Source organism: Deinococcus arboris, from assembly GCF_009755355.1.
Taxonomy (GTDB): domain Bacteria; phylum Deinococcota; class Deinococci; order Deinococcales; family Deinococcaceae; genus Deinococcus; species Deinococcus betulae.
The window spans coordinates 51,644-71,635 of the sequence record NZ_WQLB01000020.1 but is presented as its reverse complement, the minus strand read 5'-3'; the positions used below and the strand labels follow the sequence as shown (position 1 = coordinate 71,635).

The window sequence follows — 19,992 nt, the reverse complement described above, 5'->3', positions numbered from 1 at the left end:
ATCCACAGGGCACATGCCCCGCACCCTACCCAGCCTGAGCCGCACGCCGTCGGCTTTGCCGTGTCCCTCTATCCTGCTGGCTATGACCGCCCAGACCGAGACAGTCATTCGTCAGTACTACGCTGCTTTCAACGCCGCCGACCCCGCTGGCATGCTGGCCCTGCTGAGCGAAGATGTGCGTCACGACATCAACGAGGGCGGCACCGAACTGGGCCGCTCCGCCTTCAGCGCCTTTCTGGCCCGGATGGACCGGCACTACCGCGAGCAGGTCACCGACCTGGTGGTGATGGTCGGCGAAGGCGGCACGCGCGCCAGCGCCGAGTTTGTTATTCAGGGCACCTACCTGCACACCGACCACGGGCTGCCCGAGGCGCGTGGGCAGACCTATACCCTGCCGGTGGGCGCCTTTTTTGAGGTGCAGGGGGGCCTCATCTCCCGCGTCACCAACTATTACAACCTGGCCGACTGGACGCGGCAGGTTTCCGCTTGACCCTGAAGGTCACGCCGCTGCGCGGCCCCGAGCTGGCGGCGCACCTACCGGAACTCGCGCGGCTGCGTGTCACGGTGTTCCGCGAATACCCCTATCTGTATGCCGGCAGCGCCGACTACGAGGAAACGTATCTGCGGCCACTGCTCCAGACGCCAGACGCCCTGGTCGTCCTGGCGCAGGACGGCGCGGCGGTGGTAGGGGCCAGCAGCGCCCTGCCGCTGACCCAGGAAACAGAAGCCTTGCAGCGGCCCCTGCTGAACTCGCCCTATGACCCGGCACAGGTGCTGTACCTGGGCGAGAGCGTGCTGCTGCCCGAGTACCGGGGGCGCGGGCTGGGCCACGCTTTTTTTGACCACCGTGAGGCCCACGCGGCGCAGCTGGGGCTGGGGATCACGGCCTTTTGCGCGGTGCAGCGCCCCGAACAGCACCCCGCTCGGCCTCAGCCCGCGCGCTCCCTGCATGCCTTCTGGGCGGCGCGGGGCTACCGCGAACACCCCGAACTGGCCGCCACCCTGCACTGGCCCGAGATTCCGCCGCCGCTCGGCACCGGCCAGGACACGGCGCACCCCATGCACTTCTGGGTCCGGGCCTAGCGCTCCCGCTTCTGGGCGGCTTTCTCGGCGTCCTGGCGTTTCTTGTTCTGCGCCCAGCTGTAAGAGCGCACAGCGTCTACCACGAACCACACGGCCAGCACCGCCGCCACGGCGCCCCAGATGGTGCGGCCAGAAGTCAGACCCGCGTAGGCGGCCCAGGCGCACAGGGCCGCCAGCAGCAGGCTCAGGGCGAAAACGATGTGGGGCGGCACGCGGCGACCAAACATAGGTCCAGCTTACCTGTCCTGGCCTGACCCTGCGCGGATGGCCTCACGGCGGCAGGCCGGTCTAAGGACGCCCTTGCCTGCGGCCCACACCGCAGCTTCTTCCAGCGACTCACTTCGTTTGCCTGGGCGGCGGTTAAGGTGCCTCTTGCGCTCTGGATGCCGCAGCCAGGTCTCTTCCCCGTGCGGGGCGTGGCCCGGCGCCCGGGTGCTACACTCGGGGGCACGCTCGCACGCGGACGAGAGTCGAGAATGCGCGCATCCCGCGCCCACCCCCTGGCCCCCGCCGTGCAGACCAAAGGAGAAAGACACATGACCGACAACAACGAGCGGCCACAGGCCCAGCAGGAGCAGACCCCCGAGGAATTGCGCGACATCCTTCCGCAGCTGGAAGGCGAAGCCGACGAGGACCCCGTACTGGACGCCCAGGAAGACGAGGCCGAGGCCGGCCTGAGTGCCGACGGCGAAGAAGGTGAGGACGGCGAAGACGACGAGTACATCGACGCCGACGAACTGATGGGCGTCCTGGCCGAGCTGAAAGAACTGCTGGAAGCCCAGGCCAAGGAAATTCGCGGCCTGCGCCGCGAGATGCGCGAAATGCGCGAGAGCCAGGGTCAGGGCGGCTTCCGCGGCGGTGACCGGGGCGAGCGCAGCACCTTCCGTCCCCGTGATGACCGCGGCGGCGACCGTGGTGGCTTCCAGGGTGGCGGCGACCGGGGCGGCTTCCGTCCCCGTGACGACCGCGGCGGCGACCGTGGTGGCTTCCAGGGCGGCGGTGACCGGGGCGGCTTCCGTCCCCGTGACGACCGCGGCGGCGACCGTGGTGGCTTCCAGGGTGGCGGCGACCGGGGCGGCTTCCGTCCCCGTGACGACCGTGGCGGCGACCGTGGTGGCTTCCAGGGTGGCGGCGACCGGGGCGGCTTCCGTCCCCGTGACGACCGCGGCGGCGACCGTGGTGGCTTCCAGGGCGGCGGTGACCGGGGCGGCTTCCGTCCCCGTGACGACCGTGGCGGCGACCGCCCGGCCTTCCGCCCCCGCGAGGACCAGCAGCAGGGCGAGTTCCGCCCCCGCGCCCGCGCTGACCGTGGCTGGACCAACCGCCGCGACGACGAGTAACACCGCCTAAGACAGCGCCCCTGGTTATCCACCAGGGGCGCTGCTTTATGGAAAAGGAAGCGGAGCGGGATCTCCCCCAGCCATCATTGGGAGTCGAGGTTCAGCACGCACAGCAGAAGGCCCGCATAGCCAGGACCACCACACCCACAACAAGAAAGAACCCCCAGCATTCACTGGGGGTCTTCTGGTGCCGAGGATGGGATTTGAACCCACACACCTCGCGGCGCTAGTCCCTGAAACTAGTGCGTCTACCAATTCCGCCACCTCGGCACACTTTGGTGGGGGCGCCCGCGCTGGGGCGCGTTTCAGGGCTCGCTTACTTTAACGGCGAAGTCCAGAACTGTCAACTGCCGGCCGCTGGTTCGGGGGCCTCACCGCGCCGGCGCATCGCAGCAGTCAGCTTGGCGGGTTCAAACAGGCTGGCGTCCTGGCCATACCGGGCCTTAACGGCGCGCTGCACCAGCCAGATAGCGGCAAACACGCCCGCCAAGCTGATGGCCAGGCCGGGCACGCGCATGATGGCGTTCACCTCAGCAACCTGGGCGTTAAAGGCGTCGGTGCCGAACTTGGCCGTCACGCGGGCGTAGTTGACGACGCTGTTCACCACACCGCCGATCAGGTCCACCACCGCGAAGACCACGGTGCCCAGCACCAGGCCCCGGTGAACCTGGGGATCACGCACCGCCGCCCCAGTGGCCGCGCGGTGTTCGGGGCTCTCGCCGATCGAACTGGCGTCCAGAAACACCCGGAACAGCGGCACGCTGGTCGCCGCACTGATCAGAAACAGCAGGCCCATGAGGTACGACCGCGCGCTGTCCTTGACGGCGTACCAGAAGCCGTCCACGTACCAGAAAGCCAGCGCGCCGCTGAAGATGGCCCCGGCCCCGCCCAGCAGCGCCACCGGGCTGACGTTGCGGTTGACCAGCAGGTCCCACAGCACGTAAGCCACCGGCACCAGCGCCGCCAGCAGATAGGCGCGGATGTTGCCCGCCGTGCCGCCGCCGAACACCTGGTCGGCCACGCTGATGCCGCTGCCCAGGATGTTGGGAGTGAGGATGACGATGGGAATCAGGAGGGTGAAGATCAGGTCCCAGACGGTTTTGGGGATGCGCGCGCGGGGGGCGGAAGTAGGGGCCGCTTGACTCATGGGGGCCATTCTCGCATTCAGGCATGAAGAGCGGAGTGGAAACCAGCAGGCGGCTGGGCTAAGCGGCCCAACCGTCTTGGAGAGCCACTGACTCCACCGGTGGCCCCAGCAGTTCAGGCCAAAGCAGAGGAGGTGGCACTCTCCCCAACGTACCCAGAGAACAAAGGGAGGCCATGTCAGACGCGGCTCGCCTCTATCCCCACCCAGAGGCACTTTTCCTCCCAGGGTGGTTCACCGCCCCAACCCTGTATCCCCTTGACGCAAAGAGGCTCGGCTTGACTCGCGTTCATCAACGAGTCAAGCCGAGCAGGATGAGGAAGAGAGTCCAGGCGTGGACTTCGCCCACTGGTTCTGTCCGTTTGGCGCGTGGAAGAGACGGCAGCCCTCTCACCGCAGGGCTGTCTCCCCTATCCTCACGGCCCTGCCTCAGCCTCCAGACCGTAAATCTGAAGGAAGCGGGCGGTGCGCGCCTCCAGGGTCGGCAGCGGCGCTACCTCGCCGCACACCCAGTCAGGCTGATAGCTGCGGCACACCGCAGGCCGGTCGGCGTACACGGCGCACAGGCACCCCTGGCCGCTGTCGGTGCCCAGATGCACACACGGTACGCCCAGCGGCTTGCCCAGCGCGTGAATATCGGGCGCGGCGCAGCAGGCCCCGCACGCCGTGCAGGCGGTAACCAGCGCACTGCGCGGCGCCACGCCGGGCGGCACGGCAAAGCGAGCGCGTTCCTCTGGGGACAGCTTCACCCCAGGTCGTTCACGGCGGCAATCAGGGCGTCGTTCTCGGCGGGGGTGCCGATGGCGACGCGCAGGCAGCCAGCCAGACCCGGAAAGCTGTCCTGACGCCGCGTGACGATCCCGCGCGCGCGCAGCTGCGCGTAGGCGGCCGCCGCATCTGGCGTGCGCAGCAGAAAGAAGTTCGCCCGGCTGGGCAGCGCCTGACAGGTGGGGTGACCTGCTAGGGCAGCCAGGACCCGCTCGCGCTCCTGCACGCCTTCCTGCACGCGGGCCTGCACATAGGCGGGCTGCTCCAGGGCCACTTCCAGGGCGGCCTGGGTCAGCGTACTGACATTGAAGGCAGGAACCAGCTTTTGCAGTTGCGTGGCGAGTTCCGGGCTGGTCAGGGCGTAGCCCAGGCGCAGGCCCGCCAGCCCCCAGGCCTTGCTGAAGGTGCGCAGGCTCAGGCGGCCCTGGCCCGCGCGGGTCAGGTCGCGGAAGTCGGTGCCGCTGTACTGGTGATAGGCCTCGTCCAGCACGACCACCCAGTCGCCCGCCGCCGCGGCCAGCTCGCGCACGGCCGCGGCGCTGTCCACCACACCTGTGGGCGCGTGCGGCTGGGTGATGTACAGCACACCCGGCTCGTGGCGCCCCAGTTCGGCTTTCAGGGCGGCGACGGGCAGGCTGAAGTCTTCATTCAGTGGCACCTCGACCAGCCGGGCGCCCAGCAGCTGCGCCTCCAGGGTATAGACACTAAAAGTAGGGCTGACGGTCAGGACGGTCTGCCCGATGCCGGCCAGCTCGGTCAGCAGCTTGATCAGGACGTTGCTGCCCGGCGTGACCACCACGCCCGCTTCGGGCCAGTCCTCATACGCGCCAATACGGCGGCGCAACTCGTCGGCGTGCAGGTCGGGATACCGGTTCCAGTCGCGGGCCGCCATACGCGACAGGGCCTCGGCCTTCAGGTCGGCCGGAAAGTCGTAGGGGTTTTCATTCTGGTCGAGCTTGATGGGTTCGTTGGTCGGCGTGAACGGATAGGCCGGCACGCGCCGCACGGCCTCGCGCACCCCGGCGGGGGCAGCAGCGGATTCTGTCGTCATGAGGCCCGTTGTACCACCCCCCCCGCCCGGCGCGTCCACCCATGACAAACTGCCCCGGCGGCATCCCACCCAAACGCCCGTTTGGGCCGCGTGCTACGCTGCACGGCAGCCCAGGGGCCACGCCGCCCCCTGCCCCCACCATGACCGACACCCCCAAACCCCGCCGCGAGCAGATTCTCGACTCGGCCAGCCGCCTGTTTTCCGAGCGCGGCTATCACGCGACCAGCATGCGCGATCTGGCCGGCGAACTGGGCATGCAGGGCGGCAGCCTCTACGCCCATATTTCGAGCAAGGAAGAGCTGCTGATCGAAATCGTGAACCAGGCGTCGCGGCAATTTGACGAGGCGCTGTTTACCCTGCGGGGCGACCCCAGGCCCGCCGACGCTAAGCTGCGGGAGGCCATGTACCGCCACATCCGCGTGGTGGCCGACAATATGGACAGCGCCACGGTGTTTTTTCACGAATGGAAGCACCTGTCCCCCGAGGCCTATGACCGCGTCACCGGCTGGCGCGACACCATTGACGCCTTTTACCGCGAGCTGATTACCCAGGGCGTGCAGGAGGGTTATTTTCGCCCCGAACTGGACATCAAGATGACGGCGTATCTGGTGCTGTCGGCCGTCAACTGGGCCTATACCTGGTACCGCCCCGGCGGCACCCTGGCCCCACGGGACGTAGCCGAGCAGTTTGCCGACATGCTGCTGCTGGGTCTGCGGCCTGCACATGCCGCCCAGGAGGCCCAGCCATGAGCCACCCCACCGTGACCGTGCCCATCCGCGAGGCTATTCGCTACGCCCAGGGCCGCGCCGAGCGTCTGGGCCGCACCCAGCAGCTGGAAATTGGCGAGGACCTGTTTATCCGCATTGCGCCGGGCGGACGCAAATTTCTGCTGTTCTGCCTGGACGGCGAGCCGGAGCGCGGCGCCGCCGAGGCGATTGCGGCCGCCCTGGGCCTGAGAGAGCCGCAGTACGGCTGGCATCAGGGCACCACCCTGCGCTCGCTGACGGTTATTGAGGCAGGTGCGCAGAGCTTGTCTGAAAGTGGGCCGGCGGAAGAGGAAGACGGCACGTTATAGAGCAGGTGCAGCGGCCCTTCAGGAAAAGGGAGGTCCGCGTGGCCTCCTCTCCCCTTTTAAGGGGTGTGGGGTGAGGAGGCCGGACGCTCAGCTTCCAGCGCCGCCGCTGCCTTTTTCACCACCGGCATGACAGTCAGCCCCTGCACCGCGATAGAAAAAAGCACCACCGCGTAGGTGACTGTGACCACGGGCGTGCGGTAAGGGCTCTCGGGCAGGCCCAGCGCCAAGCTGATGGCGATGCCGCCGCGCAGGCCGCCCCAGGTGAGCAGGCGCACCGTGTAGGCGGCGTAGCCTTCCCGCGCCCGCACCAGCGCAAAGGGCAGCGCCACGCTCAGCCAGCGCGCCCCCAGGGACAGGGCGATGAGCAGGGCACTGGCCAGCAGCAGCGGGCCGCTGACATCGGTCAGCAGCACGTCCAGCCCAATAAAAGCAAACAGCAGGATATTCAGCACCTGGTCGGCGGTCTCCCAGAAGCCCAGCACATGCTCGCGCGTGTGGTCACCGAAGACCTGATCGCGCCACAGCGAGATCATCAGGCCCGCCACCACCATTGCCAGTGGCCCACTGACCCCCAGCGCCGCCGCCGCCACATAGCCCCCGACCACCAGTGCCAGGGTAATCAGCACCTCGACGGCGTGCTGCTCGATGGACCGTACCAGCAAGTAGCCTAGGCCGCCCAGCAGCGCGCCAAAGGCCAGGCCGCCCAGCGCCTCCTGTGTAAACAGGGCCAGCACACCCCCTGTGGTGGCCTGACTTGCCCCATCACCGCCTGAACCGTGCCCGCCCAGACCCGCCGCACTGGCCAGGGCCAGAAACACCACCACCCCCACGCCGTCATTGAAGAGACTCTCGCCCGCAATCAGGGTTTCAATCTTGGCGGGCACCTTCGCGCGTTTCAGCAGGTCCAGGACGGCAACCGGGTCCGTGGGACTAATCAGTGCGCCGAACAGCAGCGCCCACATCAGGGGAACCTCCAGACCCACCAGCCGAAAGACCCCATACGCGGCAAAGCCGATCAGCGCCGTGCTGATGAGGGTGCTGAAGAGGGCCAGGGTCAGGATGCTGCCGCGCTGCCGCAGCATCTGGCGCGTGTCCAGACTGAGCGCCCCGGCAAACAACAGCACGCTGAGGATGCCGTTCAGAACGAACGTGGTGAAGTCCAGCGTCTGCAGCACCTCGGTGGCCCAGCCGCGCAGCCCCGGCAGGCCCAGCCTGTCCAGACCAATCAGGACGAGGCTGGCCAGCGCCCCGGCCAACGTGACGCCTACGGTGGTCGGCAGCCGCACCCAGCGCTCATTGACAAAAGCCAGCAGCGCCGTGACGCACAGCAGGGCCGCAAACGCACTCAACATGGGGAACACAATACGGGGGGAGGGCAAGGCCAGACAGTCACGGTTCAGCTGCCTGAGCGCCCATCAAAAAGCCCCGCCATTTAGACGGGGCCAGGAGGCACGTGGTTTAGTCGCGCTCGCGTTCGCGCTCGGCGTTCAGCTGAGCCTGCAACTGGGCCTGGCGCTGGCGCACGTAGTCCTGTTGAAAGCGGCCTTCGTCCATCATGCTTGTGCCCACCGTCAGCTTGCCCGTGGCCAGTTCGCGCATAGCCTGGGTCACCAGGTTGCGGGTCCGCACGCGCTGCTCTACAGGCAGCACGCTGGGCGCCCCCGAGCGCAGTTGCAGGGCGCGCTTGGCCGTCACCACCGAAAGGCGGTATTTGCTGTCTGTCAGCGACAGCAGCTTGTCAATATCCCGTTCTGCCATAAGCCCACCTCCGTCAATCCGGCCACCTGCCCCTCTGGGGTGGGCGCCGGTTCAGCCCCACACTCTAGCGTATGCCGGGGCCGGGCGGCTAGACTTCGCGGCTCAGGATCACACCTTGCAACTCGTCCACCTCGTAGCCACAGGCCGCGTAAAAGGCCTGGGCACCCTCATTATCGGCGGCCACCCACACGTCGCGCAGCCCCTCGGCCTGCATCTGGCGGTGCAGAGCCGCCACCAGGGCGCGCCCCACGCCCGCGCGGCGCCAGCTTTCGCGCACCCCGATTTCCTCGAACATCACGTCGCAGGCTGTTTGGCCACTGCCCGAGCGGTGGCGCCGCCGGTGCACATACGCCATCAGGAACCCGACGGGCTGACCGTATTCATCGTCGGCGTGCCAGTGCCAGACGTGGGGGTCCGCCAGATAAGCGCGGGCTTCCTCCGCACTCAGAGGCGGGCTGGGATCTTCTTCCGTGAAATCTGTCTCGTCAGCGGCGACCTGGGCCAGCGCAGCTTCATCGCCGGGCCGCAGGCGGCGAACAGTGAATGGAGGCATAGTCCCATCATGCCCCCGCTGGGGCTTCACATCGAGCAGCAGACGCCCTGAAATTTGATTAACCTCTGACCGTGACGCTACCGGCTCAAGCTGCAACCCTGAGAAAACCGCCCAGTTCAACTGTGGGCTACGTGTTGAATTTTTTCCTGCCTGGCGCAGGCTTCACACTCATCGGGCTCTGGGGCTGGCACCTGTTTTGGCTCGCCTTCGTCTTGGCCATGGGCGCAGTGGCGGCCCTCGTCAACGAAGCCACTGCTTCTCCTGTGGGGCAGGTGCTGATCTTCGCCACTCTCATCGCCATGATGGTCCACTTCGGACGGACCTATGGCCAGCAAGAGGCAAAGGAGTTTCCGAGCACCCTCGGGAAGCCCGCCAAGATAGCCCTTGTCCTTGGCCATGTCGCGCTGCGCGTCGTTCTTCTGACAGTCACGACCCTCCTCCCACTCTCGGACGCGCGCAGCAAAATGGAGCAAGCGCATGACATGGCTCTGGCCAGCGCGGTGAAGATAGAAGTTGTGCTGGCCCAGGCCGATGGCAAACTGCGAGACGGTCCTTGTCCCTTGAGCGGCCTCTCCACCACCTACCGAGACAAGATTGCGTCCTGCACAGTGACCGGCAGTGCCTCGAAGGAACCGGACATCTCGCTTATCCTGACCGACGGGCAAACCCTCTCTGTGCCGTAAGGCCCTCACGCCACCGCGTCAGTTGCTGTTCTGTCCTCTCCCTGACCTTCTTCCCATCCCAGCCCATGCCAGACTGACGCCACATGCCGGATTTCGATGTCATCGTGATGGGCGCGGGCCACAATGCCCTGGTCACAGCGGCCTACGCCGCCAAAGCGGGCCTGAAGGTCGGCGTCTTCGAGCGGCGGCACCTGGTCGGTGGGGCCGTCAGCACCGAAGAACTAGTGCCCGGCTACCGCTTTGACTACGGCGGCAGCGCCCACATCCTGATTCGGCTGACGCCGGTGGTACGTGAACTGGAACTGACGCGCCACGGCCTGCATTACCTGGACGTGGACCCCATGTTCCACTGCTCGGACGGCGAGACGCCCTGGTTCATTCACCGCGACGCGGGGCGCACCGCGCGTGAGTTGGAGGCCCTCTTCCCTGGACAGGGCGAAGCGTACACCCGGTTTCTGGACGACTGGACACCGTTTGCACGGTCGGTGGCAGACCTCTTTAACAGCGCGCCGGGACCGCTGGACATGGGCAAGATGGTGGTCAGCAGTGGCAAGGGACGCGACTGGATGGAGCAGTTGCCCCGCATCCTGCGCCCTTACGGCGATGTGGCCAAGGAGTATTTCTCGGACGAGCGGGTGCGCGCGCCCCTGGTGTGGATGGCGGCCCAGAGTGGTCCCCCACCCAGCGACCCCCTCAGTGCGCCTTTCCTCCTGTGGCATCCCCTCTATCACGAGGGCGGCGTGGCGCGGCCCAAGGGCGGCTCGGGGGGACTCACCAAAGCCCTAAAGCGGGCGATTGAAGCTGACGGCGGGCAGGTGTTCGTCAACGCACCTGTAAAGGACATTCTGGTCAAGGACGGCAAAGCCCAGGGTGTGCGGCTGGAGAACGGCGACACCTACACGGCACGCGCCGTGGTCTCCGGCACCCACGTTCTGACGATGGCGGGCGCGTTGCCGGACGAATATGTGCCCGCCTCGGCGCGGCAGGTGCGGGTGGGCAACGGCTTTGGCATGGTGCTGAGGTTGGCCCTGAGCGAACAGGTCAAGTACCGTCACCACACCGAACCCGACAGCCGCGTGGGCTTAGGCCTGCTGATTAAAAACGAGAGGCAGCTGATGAAAGGCTACGGTCAGTACCTGGCCGGCGAGCCCACCACCGACCCGCCCCTGATTGCCATGAGTTTTTCGGCGGTGGACGATTCGCTGGCGCCCCCTGGCGGCGAGGCGCTGTGGCTGTGGGCGCAGTATTACCCCTATGAACTGAGCAGCGGCTCGTGGGAGACCCGCACCGCTGAAGCGCGGGAGAACATCCTGCGGGCCTTCGAGCACTACGCGCCGGGCACGCGCGACACGATTGTGGGCGAACTGGTGCAGACGCCGCAGTGGCTTCACGACAACCTGGGCCTGCACCGGGGCAACGTCATGCACCTCGAAATGAGCTTTGACCAGATGTTCTCGTTTCGCCCGTGGATGAAGGCGAGCGGCTACCGCTGGCCCGGCGTGAAGGGGCTGTACTTGACCGGCGCCAGTACCCATCCGGGCGGCGGAATTATGGGCGCCAGTGGACGCAACGCGGCGAATGTTCTGGTGCGGGACCTGACGCGGCGGCGGTGGCAGTGAGGGGTGTGGGGCGTGGATTGTGGGTTGTAGGAAAAAAGCTTGTGGCTGGGCATAAACGCCGCGTAGGAGCAGGCGTGGCTGTCCTGCGAGGCCGCGAAGTCCTGCTCATTCGGCGGAGCGACAATGGCCTGTGGGACATACCCGGCGGTGGAGCGCAACGCGGTGAGGCGCCTGAAACAGCTGCCCAGCGAGAACTACGGGAAGAAACCAGGCTGACCGCCGCCAAGTTCACTCCGCTGGGCGTTTTCCCTCACCAGCACACCTACCCAGACGGCAACGTGGTGGATTGGGACACCCATGTCTTCACCGCCCAGTTTGTGGACGGCACCCCTGAAGCGCAGGACGACGCGGCCGAAGTGCGGTGGTGGCCGCTGGCCGCCTTACCAGATAGGATTTCCGCCGCCACCCAGGCCTACTTTGAAGCGCTGAGGGCGGCCCCTTGACCGCTCGCCTCTCCCCCACCCTTCTGCGATTTGGCCTGGCGTTGGCCGCGCTGGGGCTGGCCTTTTTAGGGGCGCTGCTGGTGCTGGCCGGCCCGGCGGCTGGCTGGGCCCTCATCGCGCTCGGCCTGCCCCTGGCCGGCGTACTGGCGCTGGCGGGGGACGCGCTAGGGCCGCGCTTTGGCGAGGTCCTGTCTCTGCGCCTGACTGACTTGCTGGGCCGCACCCGGCCCTGGACGGCGCTGCTGGCGCTGTACGTGGCCCTCAAGATTCCGGTCCCGCTATGGCCGGACGGCTTTCCGGTGCTGGGGCTGGCCAGCACGGCGGCCCTCTTTCTGGCCGCGCTGGCCTTTGTCTGGGAGCGCGCCGGCTGGGTACGCGCCACGCTGCTGATGGCCGTGTCGTTCAGTGTGGGCCTGGGGGTTGAGGTTCTGGGGAGCCGCACCGGGTTTCCCTTTGGTGCTTACTCTTACGCGACGGCCCCGGCTCCCACCCTGCTGGGCGTGCCGCTGATGGTGCCGCTGGGCTGGTTTGCGCTGACGCTGACGGCCACCTGCCTGTCTGGGGGGCGCCCCTGGCTGGCCGGCCTGCTGATGATGCTCTGGGACGTGGGGTTAGAACCACTGATGACCGCGCAGCGCTACTGGCTCTGGAGCGACCCGCTGGGGCTGTGGGCCGGGGCCCCGCTGCAGAACTTTCTGGGCTGGTGGGCGGTGGGGTCGGGGCTGGCATGGGTCTTTACCGGCCTGGCCCCGCGCCTGTTTGGCCTGCGCACCCTGGAATGGAGCTGGGCGCTGCCCTGGTGGGCGCGGAGTTTCCCCGAAAGCCGCGAGCCGCGCCTGAGCCTGCTGCCCGGCGCCCCCAGACGCGACCCCGATTTCCGGGTGGCCTATCCCATCGAGACCTTTTTTCTGCCGGGCGGGCTGGTGCTGGTGGGCCGCTACGCGGAAGCTGCCGTGACCCTGGCCGCCATGACCCTGGGCCTGGCCCTGGCGCGGCGGGTGACGCGGCATGACCGCTAAGCCCTGGGCCACGGCGCTGCTGTCGCGCAGCATTCAGCGCAGCGTGCGCGGCGGCCTGGCCGGCGTGTGGGTGCGCGGCGCCCTGCCCACGGGCGGCGCGGTGCTGGCCCCCAACCACCATTCGTGGTGGGACGGCTACGTGCTGCGCGAGGTGGCCCGGTGGGCGGGCGCTCCTTTTTCAGTGCTGATGACGGCGCGGCAGCTGGGCCGCTTTCCCTTTCTGCGCCGAGTGGGGGCGCTGCGGGCCGACGAGGTGCGGGCCGGAGTCCGCCGCGCGCAGGCAGGATGGCTGGCGGTGTTTCCAGAAGGAGCCCTGCAACCGGCCGGCCCGCTGGGCACGGTCGCCCCCGGCGCCGCCTGGATAGCCCAGACGGCCGGCGTCCCGCTGGTGCCCGTGGCGCTGCGCGTCACCCTGCGCGGAGGCCAGTGGCCGGAAGCGTACCTGCGCTTTGGGCCAGCGGTGGCTGGACCCGCCCTGCCGGGCGCCATCGCCCACGAATTGGCCGCCCTGGACGCCGAACTGGCGGGCAGCGACCCCGAACAGCCGCTGGCCGGTTACCTGCGGGCCGTGCCGGGGCGCCTCAGCCGGTCTGACAGGGTGGACTGGGCCGCGCAGCTGCTCACTGTAGTCACTGGAGACCGGGCGTGAAGCTGGGCGCCCTCTACCGCACCGTCATGCTGACCTGGCTGACGGCCAAGGCCCTAACGCTGACGGTCAATGCCCTCACCTTTCCCCGGCTGCGCCCCGCGCCCACCCCGGCCACCGGCCCGCGCGTGTCTATCCTGATTCCGGCGCGCAACGAGGCGCACAACCTCCCCATCACCCTGCCCGGCGTCCTGGCCCAGGGGGCCCATGAGGTCATCGTGCTGGATGACCGCAGTACCGACGGCACGGCGGAGGTCGCCCGTGGGCTGGGCGCGCAGGTTATCGCTGGGCAGCCCCGCCCGCTGGGGTGGTACGGCAAACCCTGGGCCTGCCAGCAACTGCTGCGAGCCGCGCAGGGCGACCTGCTGATTTTTACTGACGCGGATGTCTCCTGGCATCCCGGCGCGCTGGGAGGGCTGCTGAACGAACTGAACCGCTCAGGCGCGGACCTCCTGAGCATTCAGCCGCGCCAGGACAACCGCACCCCCGGCGAGCGGCTGCTGACGCCCCTGGTGGACGCCGCCGTACTGTCGTACTTTCCTTACCCGCTGCTGCGGCTGCGCCCGCCCCAGCCGCTGGCCACCATTGCCAACGGGCAGGTGATGGCCTACCGCCGCGCCGCCCTGCTGCGGGTGGGCGGCTACGCCGCCGTGCAGGGGGAGGTGCTGGAAGACACGGTGCTTGCCCGGCGGCTGGCGGCCAGTGGCCTGCCGGTGTCCACCGCGATGGGCCGGGCCTGCATCAGCGTGCGGATGTACCGCTCGTACCCAGAGTCGGCCGCAGGGTTTGGCAAGAACACCCTGCCGATTCACCTCAACTCACGGGTGCTGCTGACCCTGAGCGTGGCCTTGCATGTTGCCGGACATACCCTGCCCTGGCTGGCGCCGGTGCCAGGCGCGCGGGTGCTGCGGGTGGCCAGTGTGCTGGAGCGCCTGGTCGTCAACCTGATCGCCGGCCGCCGCCGCCCCGCCGACCTGGCCGAAGGGCTGCTGGGGCCGCTCACGCCGCTGCTGGCCGTCCCCGTGTATCTTCGGGCCGTGAAGCGCCGCGTAACCTGGAAAGGCCGGGAGTACCGGCAGTGAGGGCCAGGGGATGAAGCGCACCCCCCGCCACGTCGCGGTCATCGGCGCGGGTTTTGCCGGCCTGGCGGCGGCGCTGCGGCTGGCGCAGGCCGGGGCGCGCGTGACGGTGCTGGACGCTCTGGACGGCCCTGGGGGCAAGGCGGCACTGGGCTTTGAGGACTTTTCCAGTGGCCCGACCGTCGTGACCATGCCGCAGGTGTTCCGGGGCATCCACGAGCGCCTGCATCTGGCACTGCCCAACCTGACTCCTGCACGGCCCACCACGACCTACCACGGCGCGGGGCGCACTTTTGCCCCCGAGGCCCTGCACATCGCCGGCAGCCTGGAACCGACCCTGGCGCAGTTGCCGCGCGCGGAGGGGCAGCGCTACGTGGCCCTGCTGAGGGCGGCGCGGCGCATGTACGAGGACGCAGAGGACACCTTCCTGTTTGCCCCGCCCCCCAGCCGGCTGCGGCTGGCCCGCTACGCCCTGACCGCCGGCCGCCGCGCCGCGCCGCTGTCCCCGCTGCGCCGGTTTGTGCGCTCGGGGCCGTTTCTGACGCCCTTCTGGCTGCGCTTTGCCACCTATCTGGGGGCCGACCCCTACCGTGCGCCCGCCGTACTGCACAACATCGCCTGGGTCGAACTGGGGCACGGCGTGTGGCACCTGCCCGGCGGCCTGCTGGCCTTTGCCCACACCCTCTACGAGCAGGCTGAGGGCCTGGGGGTGCGCTTTGAATTCGGCACGCGCGTCACCAGCCTGAGCAGCCACGGCGGGCAGGTGTTGGGCGCGCACACCAGTCAGGGCGCCTTTGCCGCCGACGCCTGGGTCAGCGCCGCCGACCGGGCCTTGACGCTGGCCTGGCTGGGCGTCCCCGAAAAGCCCACGCCGCGTGGGGTCAGCGGCTTTGCGCTGCAGCTGCGCCTCACAGAGAACCGGGGCCAGGCCCACCACATCTTCTGGCCCGCCGACTACAGCCGCGAGTGGCGGGATATTCGCGCTGGGCGCCTGCCGCGCGACCCCACGCTGTACCTGCATCTGGACGGCGACCGCGCTTTTCTGCTGGTCAACGCCCCGCCCGACCCTGGCCTGACGGAAGACGCCCGCGAGTACGGCGCCTGGCTGCTGGCCCGCCTGCAAGAGCGCTTAAGCGCTGCGGCGGGCGGTCCGCTGCCGGTGGCCGAGTGGCACGCGCTGTCCCCGGCCGACTACGCGCGCACCGCCAAAGCCGGAGCGCTGTACGGGCGCGCGCCCCACGGCCTGACGGGCAGCCTGCGGCCCGGCTGGGGGCTGGCCCACACCCGCAACCTGGTGCAGGTGGGCGGCACGGTGCATCCGGGCGGAGGGGTGCCCCTGTCCTTTCTGAGCGGCTGGAACGGCGCCGGACGGCTGCTGGGCCTGCCCTACGACGACCTGGGCGGGCGGCAGGTGCCGGCAGGCCAGGAGGTCTGGCCATTTCTGCCCTGAGCCCCAGAGGCCTGGGCGCCCTCCCCGAGCCTCCTACCCGCCCCGGCAACGGCCACCTGCAGGACTGGGCGCTGTCGCCGCTGACGCTGATTGAAGACGGCGCGGCGCGTGCACGGGCGGCGGGGGGCGACCTCTTTCGGCTGCGGCTGGGCCTCCCGGCCGTGGTGGGCTTCAGCCCGACCTGGAACCGCGCCCTGCTGAGCGACTTGGCCACCTTTCGCAGCGCCGGCAGCTTTTCGGTTCTGGTGCCGTACCTCTCGGGCGGCGTCATTCTCAGCGACGCGCCGGGCCACGCGGGGCGGCGGCGCTTGATGAATCCGGGGTTTGGCCGGGCGCACCTGGCCGCGCTTCAGGACCGGATTCGGGCGGCCCTGCCCCCGGTCCCGGTGGGCGAATTCGACGCCCTGGCCTGGGCCGACCACGCCGTGCTGCGCCTGCTGAACGCGGCTTATTTCAGCGGCGAGTTCCCTGAAGACCTGCTGCACGCCTTTCTGGCGCCGCTGCGCCGGCCCTTTCCAGCGCCCGCCTGGCCGCGCCCCGCCCTGTTTTTGCGCTTTGACCGCGAGGTGCGGCGGCTGGCCCACGCCCGCCTGAGCGGGGGGGGCGGCGACGACCTGCTGTCGGTGCTGGCGCCGCTGCCGGGCGGCCTGGAGGAGACGCGCGTGTCACTGGCTGCCGCCCACGACACCACCACGCACGCGCTGGCCTACGCGCTGTGGCACCTGGCCGAGCAGCCGCAGTGGCACGCCCCGGAACACCACCCGGCGGTCCTCAAGGAGACCCTGCGCCTGCACCCGCCCGGCTGGATGGGCAGCCGCCGCCTGGGCCGGGACGTGGTCTGGAACGGCGTGCGGTTGCCGCGTGGCGCCCTGGCGCTGTATTCGCCGTATCTCTCGGGACGCGACCCGACTCTGTGGCCTGCCCCCGAAACCTTTAACCCCGGCCGCTGGGCGCAGAAACCGCCCGCCTGGGCGTATCTGCCCTTCGGCGGGGGTGAGCGGCTGTGCCTGGGGATGCACCTGGCGCAGACACTGATATTGGACACGCTGGCAGCGCTGCCTCCCTTGCGGGCCGTGCGCGGCGACCCCACGCCGCAACCGGGGTTAACCCTGGGGCCTCGCGGCCCGCTGGTGGTGGCCCCCGCCCCTAGCAACTGAAGGCGCCAGCGGCCTTCTCCTGAAGGCTCTACCCTGCCCCGCCGTCCCCTTTCAGTCAGGAGGCAATCACGCACACTACTGCGCGGGCGGCGCCTACCCTAGAGCATGGCTGACTCCGCTGCACCGCGTCCTGGCCCCCTGACGGCGGACGAACGCTGGACGCTCACGGTTACGGTGCTGGGCTCAAGCCTGGCCTTTCTGGACGGCACGGTGGTCAATGTGGCGCTGAACGCGGTGCAGCGCGACCTGGACGCCACCGCCAGCGGCGTGCAGTGGGTGGTGGGTGCCTACGCCCTGCTGCTGGCAGCCCTCACACTGGCCGGCGGCGCACTGGGCGACGCCCTGGGACGGCGGCGGGTGTACGGCTGGGGGGTGAGCATCTTCGCGCTGGCCTCGCTGGCCTGTGGGCTGGCCCCCACCCTGGGCGCGCTAATTGCCGCCCGCGCCGCGCAGGGTGTGGGCGCGGCGCTGCTGGTGCCGGGCAGCCTGGCCATGATTGGCGCCGTGTTCAGTGAGGCCAGCCGGGGCCGGGGCGTGGGCCTCTGGAGCGCGGCCAGTTCTGTCACGACGCTGCTGGGGCCGCTGGTGGGCGGCCTGCTGGTGGACAACGTGTCGTGGCGCTGGGTGTTTTTTATTAACCTGCCGCTGGCCGCTCTGACCCTGCTGTGGCTGCGCCGGGTGCCAGAAACGCGCGCGCCCGGTGCCCAGCCTGACTGGCCGGGGGCGCTGGCAGTGACGGCTGGCCTGGGCGGGCTGTCGGCGGGCCTCATCCGCGCAGGTGAAACGGGCTGGGACGGCCTGGTCTGGGGGCTGCTGGTGGGGGCGGGGCTGGCCTTTGCGGCCTTTATCTGGCGGGAGGCCCGTACGCCCTGGCCCATGCTGCCGCTGGCCCTGCTTCAGAACCGCGTCTTTGTGGGCACCAACCTCCTGACCCTGCTGCTGTACGGCGCGCTGGGGGCCGTCAGCCTGTATCTGCCCATGCTGCTGATCGGTGCGCGCGGCTTCAGTGCCGCAGCAGCGGGCGCGGCGCTGCTGCCCCTGTCGCTGCTGCTGGCAGGTCTGTCGGGGCCAGTGGGCGCCCTGGCCGACCGCCACGGCCCGCGCCTGCTGCTCACGTTGGGGCCAGTGTTGGCGGGCAGCGGGCTGGCCCTCCTGGGGCTGGGGCTGGGCGCGTCGTGGGCGGCCATCCTGCCCGGCGCGGCCGTGCTGGGGCTCGGCATGGCCCTCACGGTGGCGCCGCTGTCCAGCGCGGTGATGGGCAGCGTGCCCCGCGAGCAAAGTGGGGTGGCCAGCGGCGTGAACAACGCGGTGGCGCGCGCGGCGTCACTGCTGGCCGTGGCGGCGCTGGGGCTGCTGCTGGTGGGCAGTTACCGCGCGGCGCTGGGGCCACAGCTGGAGGCTGTGGGGGCCAGCGTTCCGGTGCAGCGCGCTGTTCAGGCCCAGGCTACCCGCCTGACCGAAGTGCGCCTGCCGGCCGGCGCCCCAGCCCGCGCCCAAGCCGCCACTGACGCCGCCTTTGCTGACGCCTTCCGCACCCTGGCGCTGGTGGGGGCGGCCCTGAGCGTGCTGGGCGGCGTGGCCGGCTGGGTGCTGGTGCGCCCTGCTTCCGGCAAAACCCCGGCCCCAGGCGCGCTAGCCTGACCCGCATGACCGCCGAGCCTCTGAGACGGATGCTGTCCATGTCCGTACCATCCGGGAGCGCACCGGATGTGCCTCCAATTCCCGGAAACCCGTCTCTTTTCCTCCGCCTTCCAGTCGGACCAGATCCGAAACATGCCTCAGATTTCACCGGAACTTGCATGAGACCAGTTCCGAACCACTGCAGCCTTGGCCGACCGGACGTGCCCAGCGGCGCCGCAGCGGAAGCGGCAACGGATGTCCGGGCAGGGGCCGTATGAACTCCAGCCCTGCGCCCATAGAGGCCGCTGCCCCCGTACGCGACCGCTCGCCGCTGCCCGACGTGCTGCGCGGCGTGGCGCTGGCCGGCATTCTGATCGTGAACATGCAGGACTTCGCGGGCTTTCTGCCCTGGGAGCAGCGGGGCCTGGACCGCGCCGCGCAGGTGCTGACTGACACCTTTGCCAATGGCCGCTTTATTTCCATCTTCGCCATGCTGTTCGGGTGGGGGGCGGCCGGGCTGCTGGCGCGGCATGGGGTGGGCGTCTTTCTGAGGCGGCACGCCGTGCTGCTGCTTATTGGGGCGGCCCACTACATCTTGGTGTGGCACGGCGACATCATCAGCAATTACGCGCTGCTGGCGCTGGGCCTGCTGCTGACGGCGGCCATGGGCGCACGTACCCTGCTGGTGCTGGCCGGCGGGCTGGGGGTCTGGTGGCTGGGCGGCATGCTGATGGAAGCCGCCGCCGGGGCCGCCCGCACGGGGCCGCGCTGGGCGGGGCTGCCGGCCATTGAACCCGGCTACGCCGCCAACGTGGCCGAGCGCGCCCAGGACTTCTGGCCGATGCTGACCGCAGGCAACCTGTACAACGGCCCCTGGCTGCTGGCGCTGTTCTGCCTGGGCGCGGCGGCGCAGCGCACCGGCCTGCTGACCCGGCCCCACGACCACCGGCCGCTGCTGCGCCGCCTGGCGGCAGGCGGCCTGCTGGTGGGCCTGCCGCTGGGCGCCCTGCTGGCGTACCTGAACACCCGGCCCGACGCGGCGGCCGGGCTGCTGGCCTTTCCAGTGCGAATGGGCGGCGGCGCGGCGGCCGCGCTGGGTTATGTGGGCGTGATTGGGCTGCTGGCCACCTCGGGGCGGCTGGGCCCGCTGATTCACTTCGCGGCCAGTGGCCGCATGGCCATGACCAATTACCTGTCGCAAAGCCTCCTGATGACGCTGTTTTTCTATCCCTACGCGGGCGCGCAGGGGGGCCGCTGGGTGCAGGCGGCGCGGGAAGGCGGGGACGCCTTTGTGTACGCCGCGGGCCTGTCCATCTGGGGCGCGGCGGGGGGACTGGGGCTGGCGCTGCTGGTGGGCCTGTGCCAGTTGCCGCTGAGCGCGTGGTGGCTGTCTCACTTCGGGCGAGGGCCGGTGGAAGCGCTGGTGCGGCTGGCGGTGTACGGGCGCGGAGCGCGGACCAGGGACACGTCTGACCCGCCGCCGTCTGTGGGAACCCCGTGAGAA

At 69.4% G+C, this 19,992-nt stretch carries 22 protein-coding genes and 1 tRNA gene; 15 read left to right on the top strand and 8 right to left on the bottom strand.

The genetic code is table 11. From position 1 onward, the window contains the following. The first annotated feature begins 82 nt into the window (after positions 1-82). Both GO986_RS14385 and GO986_RS14380 read left to right on the top strand, forming a co-directional pair. Positions 83-490 carry a ketosteroid isomerase-related protein gene (locus GO986_RS14385; protein ID WP_157460000.1) on the top strand — a complete coding sequence of 136 codons (408 nt, stop codon included), beginning with the start codon at positions 83-85 and terminating at the stop codon, positions 488-490. Beyond that, the gene (locus GO986_RS14380) at positions 487-1,083 is read left to right on the top strand and encodes a GNAT family N-acetyltransferase (protein WP_157459999.1); all 597 of its coding nucleotides are present in this window, start codon (positions 487-489) and stop codon (positions 1,081-1,083) included. The genes GO986_RS14385 and GO986_RS14380 overlap by 4 nt, the downstream gene beginning before the upstream one ends. Here the strand turns inward: GO986_RS14380 and GO986_RS14375 are convergent. Then, the gene (locus tag GO986_RS14375) at positions 1,080-1,310 is read right to left on the bottom strand and encodes a hypothetical protein (RefSeq protein WP_157459998.1); all 231 of its coding nucleotides are present in this window, start codon (positions 1,308-1,310) and stop codon (positions 1,080-1,082) included. The genes GO986_RS14380 and GO986_RS14375 overlap by 4 nt on opposite strands. Positions 1,311-1,619: 309 nt before the next feature. Between GO986_RS14375 and GO986_RS14370 the strand changes: the two genes are divergently transcribed. Then, positions 1,620-2,423, top strand: coding sequence for a hypothetical protein (locus GO986_RS14370; protein ID WP_157459997.1), 804 nt, complete (start codon positions 1,620-1,622; stop codon positions 2,421-2,423). A gap of 185 nt (positions 2,424-2,608) precedes the next feature. On the opposite strand, the gene GO986_RS14365 is transcribed toward GO986_RS14370, so the two are convergent. The 4 genes from GO986_RS14365 to GO986_RS14350 all read right to left on the bottom strand — a co-directional run bounded on the left by GO986_RS14365 (position 2,609) and on the right by GO986_RS14350 (position 5,386). After that, positions 2,609-2,693 (bottom strand) — tRNA-Leu (locus GO986_RS14365). Between the two features lie 73 nt (positions 2,694-2,766). Then, on the bottom strand, positions 2,767-3,570 hold the full coding sequence (locus GO986_RS14360; protein WP_157459996.1) for a VC0807 family protein: 804 nt from the start codon (positions 3,568-3,570) through the stop codon (positions 2,767-2,769). 413 nt (positions 3,571-3,983) lie between these two features. Next, positions 3,984-4,316: a CxxCxxCC domain-containing protein gene (locus tag GO986_RS14355; protein WP_369409385.1), complete on the bottom strand. Its 333-nt coding sequence runs from the start codon at positions 4,314-4,316 to the stop codon at positions 3,984-3,986. Then, a complete protein-coding gene (locus GO986_RS14350) occupies positions 4,313-5,386 on the bottom strand; it encodes a pyridoxal phosphate-dependent aminotransferase (protein WP_157459995.1) in 1,074 nt (357 codons plus the stop codon). Before GO986_RS14350 ends, GO986_RS14355 begins: the two co-directional genes overlap by 4 nt. A 140-nt stretch (positions 5,387-5,526) precedes the next feature. Here GO986_RS14350 and GO986_RS14345 point away from each other — a divergent pair, with 140 nt between their 5' ends. Both GO986_RS14345 and GO986_RS14340 read left to right on the top strand, forming a co-directional pair. Then, positions 5,527-6,135: a TetR/AcrR family transcriptional regulator gene (locus tag GO986_RS14345; protein WP_157460010.1), complete on the top strand. Its 609-nt coding sequence runs from the start codon at positions 5,527-5,529 to the stop codon at positions 6,133-6,135. Beyond that, positions 6,132-6,461 carry a hypothetical protein gene (locus GO986_RS14340; RefSeq protein ID WP_157459994.1) on the top strand — a complete coding sequence of 110 codons (330 nt, stop codon included), beginning with the start codon at positions 6,132-6,134 and terminating at the stop codon, positions 6,459-6,461. The genes GO986_RS14345 and GO986_RS14340 overlap by 4 nt, the downstream gene beginning before the upstream one ends. Positions 6,462-6,517: 56 nt before the next feature. On the opposite strand, the gene GO986_RS14335 is transcribed toward GO986_RS14340, so the two are convergent. From GO986_RS14335 to GO986_RS14325, 3 genes are all read right to left on the bottom strand, one after another. Then, entirely contained in the window at positions 6,518-7,813 is a 1,296-nt protein-coding gene (locus GO986_RS14335; protein ID WP_157459993.1) for a cation:proton antiporter, read from the bottom strand. 106 nt (positions 7,814-7,919) lie between these two features. Next, positions 7,920-8,219: a DNA-directed RNA polymerase subunit omega gene (rpoZ, locus tag GO986_RS14330; RefSeq protein ID WP_157459992.1), complete on the bottom strand. Its 300-nt coding sequence runs from the start codon at positions 8,217-8,219 to the stop codon at positions 7,920-7,922. An 88-nt stretch (positions 8,220-8,307) separates the two neighbouring features. Continuing rightward, positions 8,308-8,772 carry a GNAT family N-acetyltransferase gene (locus GO986_RS14325; RefSeq protein ID WP_157459991.1) on the bottom strand — a complete coding sequence of 155 codons (465 nt, stop codon included), beginning with the start codon at positions 8,770-8,772 and terminating at the stop codon, positions 8,308-8,310. Between the two features lie 71 nt (positions 8,773-8,843). On the opposite strand from GO986_RS14325, the gene GO986_RS14320 reads away from it, so the two are divergent. The 10 genes from GO986_RS14320 (at position 8,844) to GO986_RS14275 (ending at position 19,989) form a co-directional block, all read left to right on the top strand. Beyond that, entirely contained in the window at positions 8,844-9,455 is a 612-nt protein-coding gene (locus tag GO986_RS14320) for a succinate dehydrogenase/fumarate reductase transmembrane subunit (RefSeq protein ID WP_157459990.1), read from the top strand. Positions 9,456-9,538: 83 nt separating this feature from the next. Beyond that, positions 9,539-11,074, top strand: a complete 1,536-nt coding sequence (locus GO986_RS14315) for a phytoene desaturase family protein (RefSeq protein ID WP_157459989.1) — start codon at positions 9,539-9,541, stop codon at positions 11,072-11,074. Positions 11,075-11,079: 5 nt separating this feature from the next. Then, positions 11,080-11,517, top strand: a complete 438-nt coding sequence (locus tag GO986_RS14310) for an NUDIX domain-containing protein (protein ID WP_439648713.1) — start codon at positions 11,080-11,082, stop codon at positions 11,515-11,517. Continuing rightward, positions 11,514-12,536 (top strand): carotenoid biosynthesis protein, encoded by a 1,023-nt coding sequence (locus GO986_RS14305; protein WP_157459987.1) that lies wholly within the window; start codon positions 11,514-11,516, stop codon positions 12,534-12,536. The genes GO986_RS14310 and GO986_RS14305 overlap by 4 nt, the downstream gene beginning before the upstream one ends. Next, positions 12,526-13,185 carry a lysophospholipid acyltransferase family protein gene (locus GO986_RS14300; protein ID WP_157459986.1) on the top strand — a complete coding sequence of 220 codons (660 nt, stop codon included), beginning with the start codon at positions 12,526-12,528 and terminating at the stop codon, positions 13,183-13,185. The genes GO986_RS14305 and GO986_RS14300 overlap by 11 nt, the downstream gene beginning before the upstream one ends. 26 nt (positions 13,186-13,211) lie before the next feature. Beyond that, entirely contained in the window at positions 13,212-14,264 is a 1,053-nt protein-coding gene (locus tag GO986_RS14295) for a glycosyltransferase family 2 protein (protein WP_157460009.1), read from the top strand. A 10-nt stretch (positions 14,265-14,274) separates the two neighbouring features. Next, positions 14,275-15,711 carry a phytoene desaturase family protein gene (locus tag GO986_RS14290; protein ID WP_157459985.1) on the top strand — a complete coding sequence of 479 codons (1,437 nt, stop codon included), beginning with the start codon at positions 14,275-14,277 and terminating at the stop codon, positions 15,709-15,711. Beyond that, positions 15,708-16,868, top strand: coding sequence for a cytochrome P450 (locus GO986_RS14285; RefSeq protein ID WP_157460008.1), 1,161 nt, complete (start codon positions 15,708-15,710; stop codon positions 16,866-16,868). Before GO986_RS14290 ends, GO986_RS14285 begins: the two co-directional genes overlap by 4 nt. Positions 16,869-16,973: 105 nt before the next feature. Further along, on the top strand, positions 16,974-18,509 hold the full coding sequence (locus tag GO986_RS14280; protein WP_157459984.1) for an MFS transporter: 1,536 nt from the start codon (positions 16,974-16,976) through the stop codon (positions 18,507-18,509). Positions 18,510-18,762: 253 nt separating this feature from the next. Beyond that, on the top strand, positions 18,763-19,989 hold the full coding sequence (locus tag GO986_RS14275) for a DUF418 domain-containing protein (protein ID WP_157459983.1): 1,227 nt from the start codon (positions 18,763-18,765) through the stop codon (positions 19,987-19,989). Positions 19,990-19,992 lie beyond the last annotated feature (3 nt).

Excerpts from the sequence above, each read along its gene's own strand:
- GO986_RS14300 (WP_157459986.1), top strand. The coding sequence starts at position 12,526 with ATGACCGCTAAGCCCTGGGCCACGGCGCTGCTGTCGCGCAGCATTCAG.
- GO986_RS14275 (WP_157459983.1), top strand. The coding sequence starts at position 18,763 with ATGAACTCCAGCCCTGCGCCCATAGAGGCCGCTGCCCCCGTACGCGAC.
- GO986_RS14290 (WP_157459985.1), top strand. The coding sequence starts at position 14,275 with ATGAAGCGCACCCCCCGCCACGTCGCGGTCATCGGCGCGGGTTTTGCC.
- GO986_RS14370 (WP_157459997.1), top strand. The coding sequence starts at position 1,620 with ATGACCGACAACAACGAGCGGCCACAGGCCCAGCAGGAGCAGACCCCC.
- GO986_RS14295 (WP_157460009.1), top strand. The coding sequence starts at position 13,212 with ATGCTGACCTGGCTGACGGCCAAGGCCCTAACGCTGACGGTCAATGCC.
- GO986_RS14335 (WP_157459993.1), bottom strand. The coding sequence starts at position 7,813 with ATGTTGAGTGCGTTTGCGGCCCTGCTGTGCGTCACGGCGCTGCTGGCT.
- GO986_RS14340 (WP_157459994.1), top strand. The coding sequence starts at position 6,132 with ATGAGCCACCCCACCGTGACCGTGCCCATCCGCGAGGCTATTCGCTAC.
- GO986_RS14360 (WP_157459996.1), bottom strand. The coding sequence starts at position 3,570 with ATGAGTCAAGCGGCCCCTACTTCCGCCCCCCGCGCGCGCATCCCCAAA.
- GO986_RS14385 (WP_157460000.1), top strand. The coding sequence starts at position 83 with ATGACCGCCCAGACCGAGACAGTCATTCGTCAGTACTACGCTGCTTTC.
- GO986_RS14325 (WP_157459991.1), bottom strand. The coding sequence starts at position 8,772 with ATGCCTCCATTCACTGTTCGCCGCCTGCGGCCCGGCGATGAAGCTGCG.
- GO986_RS14345 (WP_157460010.1), top strand. The coding sequence starts at position 5,527 with ATGACCGACACCCCCAAACCCCGCCGCGAGCAGATTCTCGACTCGGCC.
- GO986_RS14280 (WP_157459984.1), top strand. The coding sequence starts at position 16,974 with ATGGCTGACTCCGCTGCACCGCGTCCTGGCCCCCTGACGGCGGACGAA.
- rpoZ (WP_157459992.1), bottom strand. The coding sequence starts at position 8,219 with ATGGCAGAACGGGATATTGACAAGCTGCTGTCGCTGACAGACAGCAAA.
- GO986_RS14350 (WP_157459995.1), bottom strand. The coding sequence starts at position 5,386 with ATGACGACAGAATCCGCTGCTGCCCCCGCCGGGGTGCGCGAGGCCGTG.
- GO986_RS14375 (WP_157459998.1), bottom strand. The coding sequence starts at position 1,310 with ATGTTTGGTCGCCGCGTGCCGCCCCACATCGTTTTCGCCCTGAGCCTG.
- GO986_RS14315 (WP_157459989.1), top strand. The coding sequence starts at position 9,539 with ATGCCGGATTTCGATGTCATCGTGATGGGCGCGGGCCACAATGCCCTG.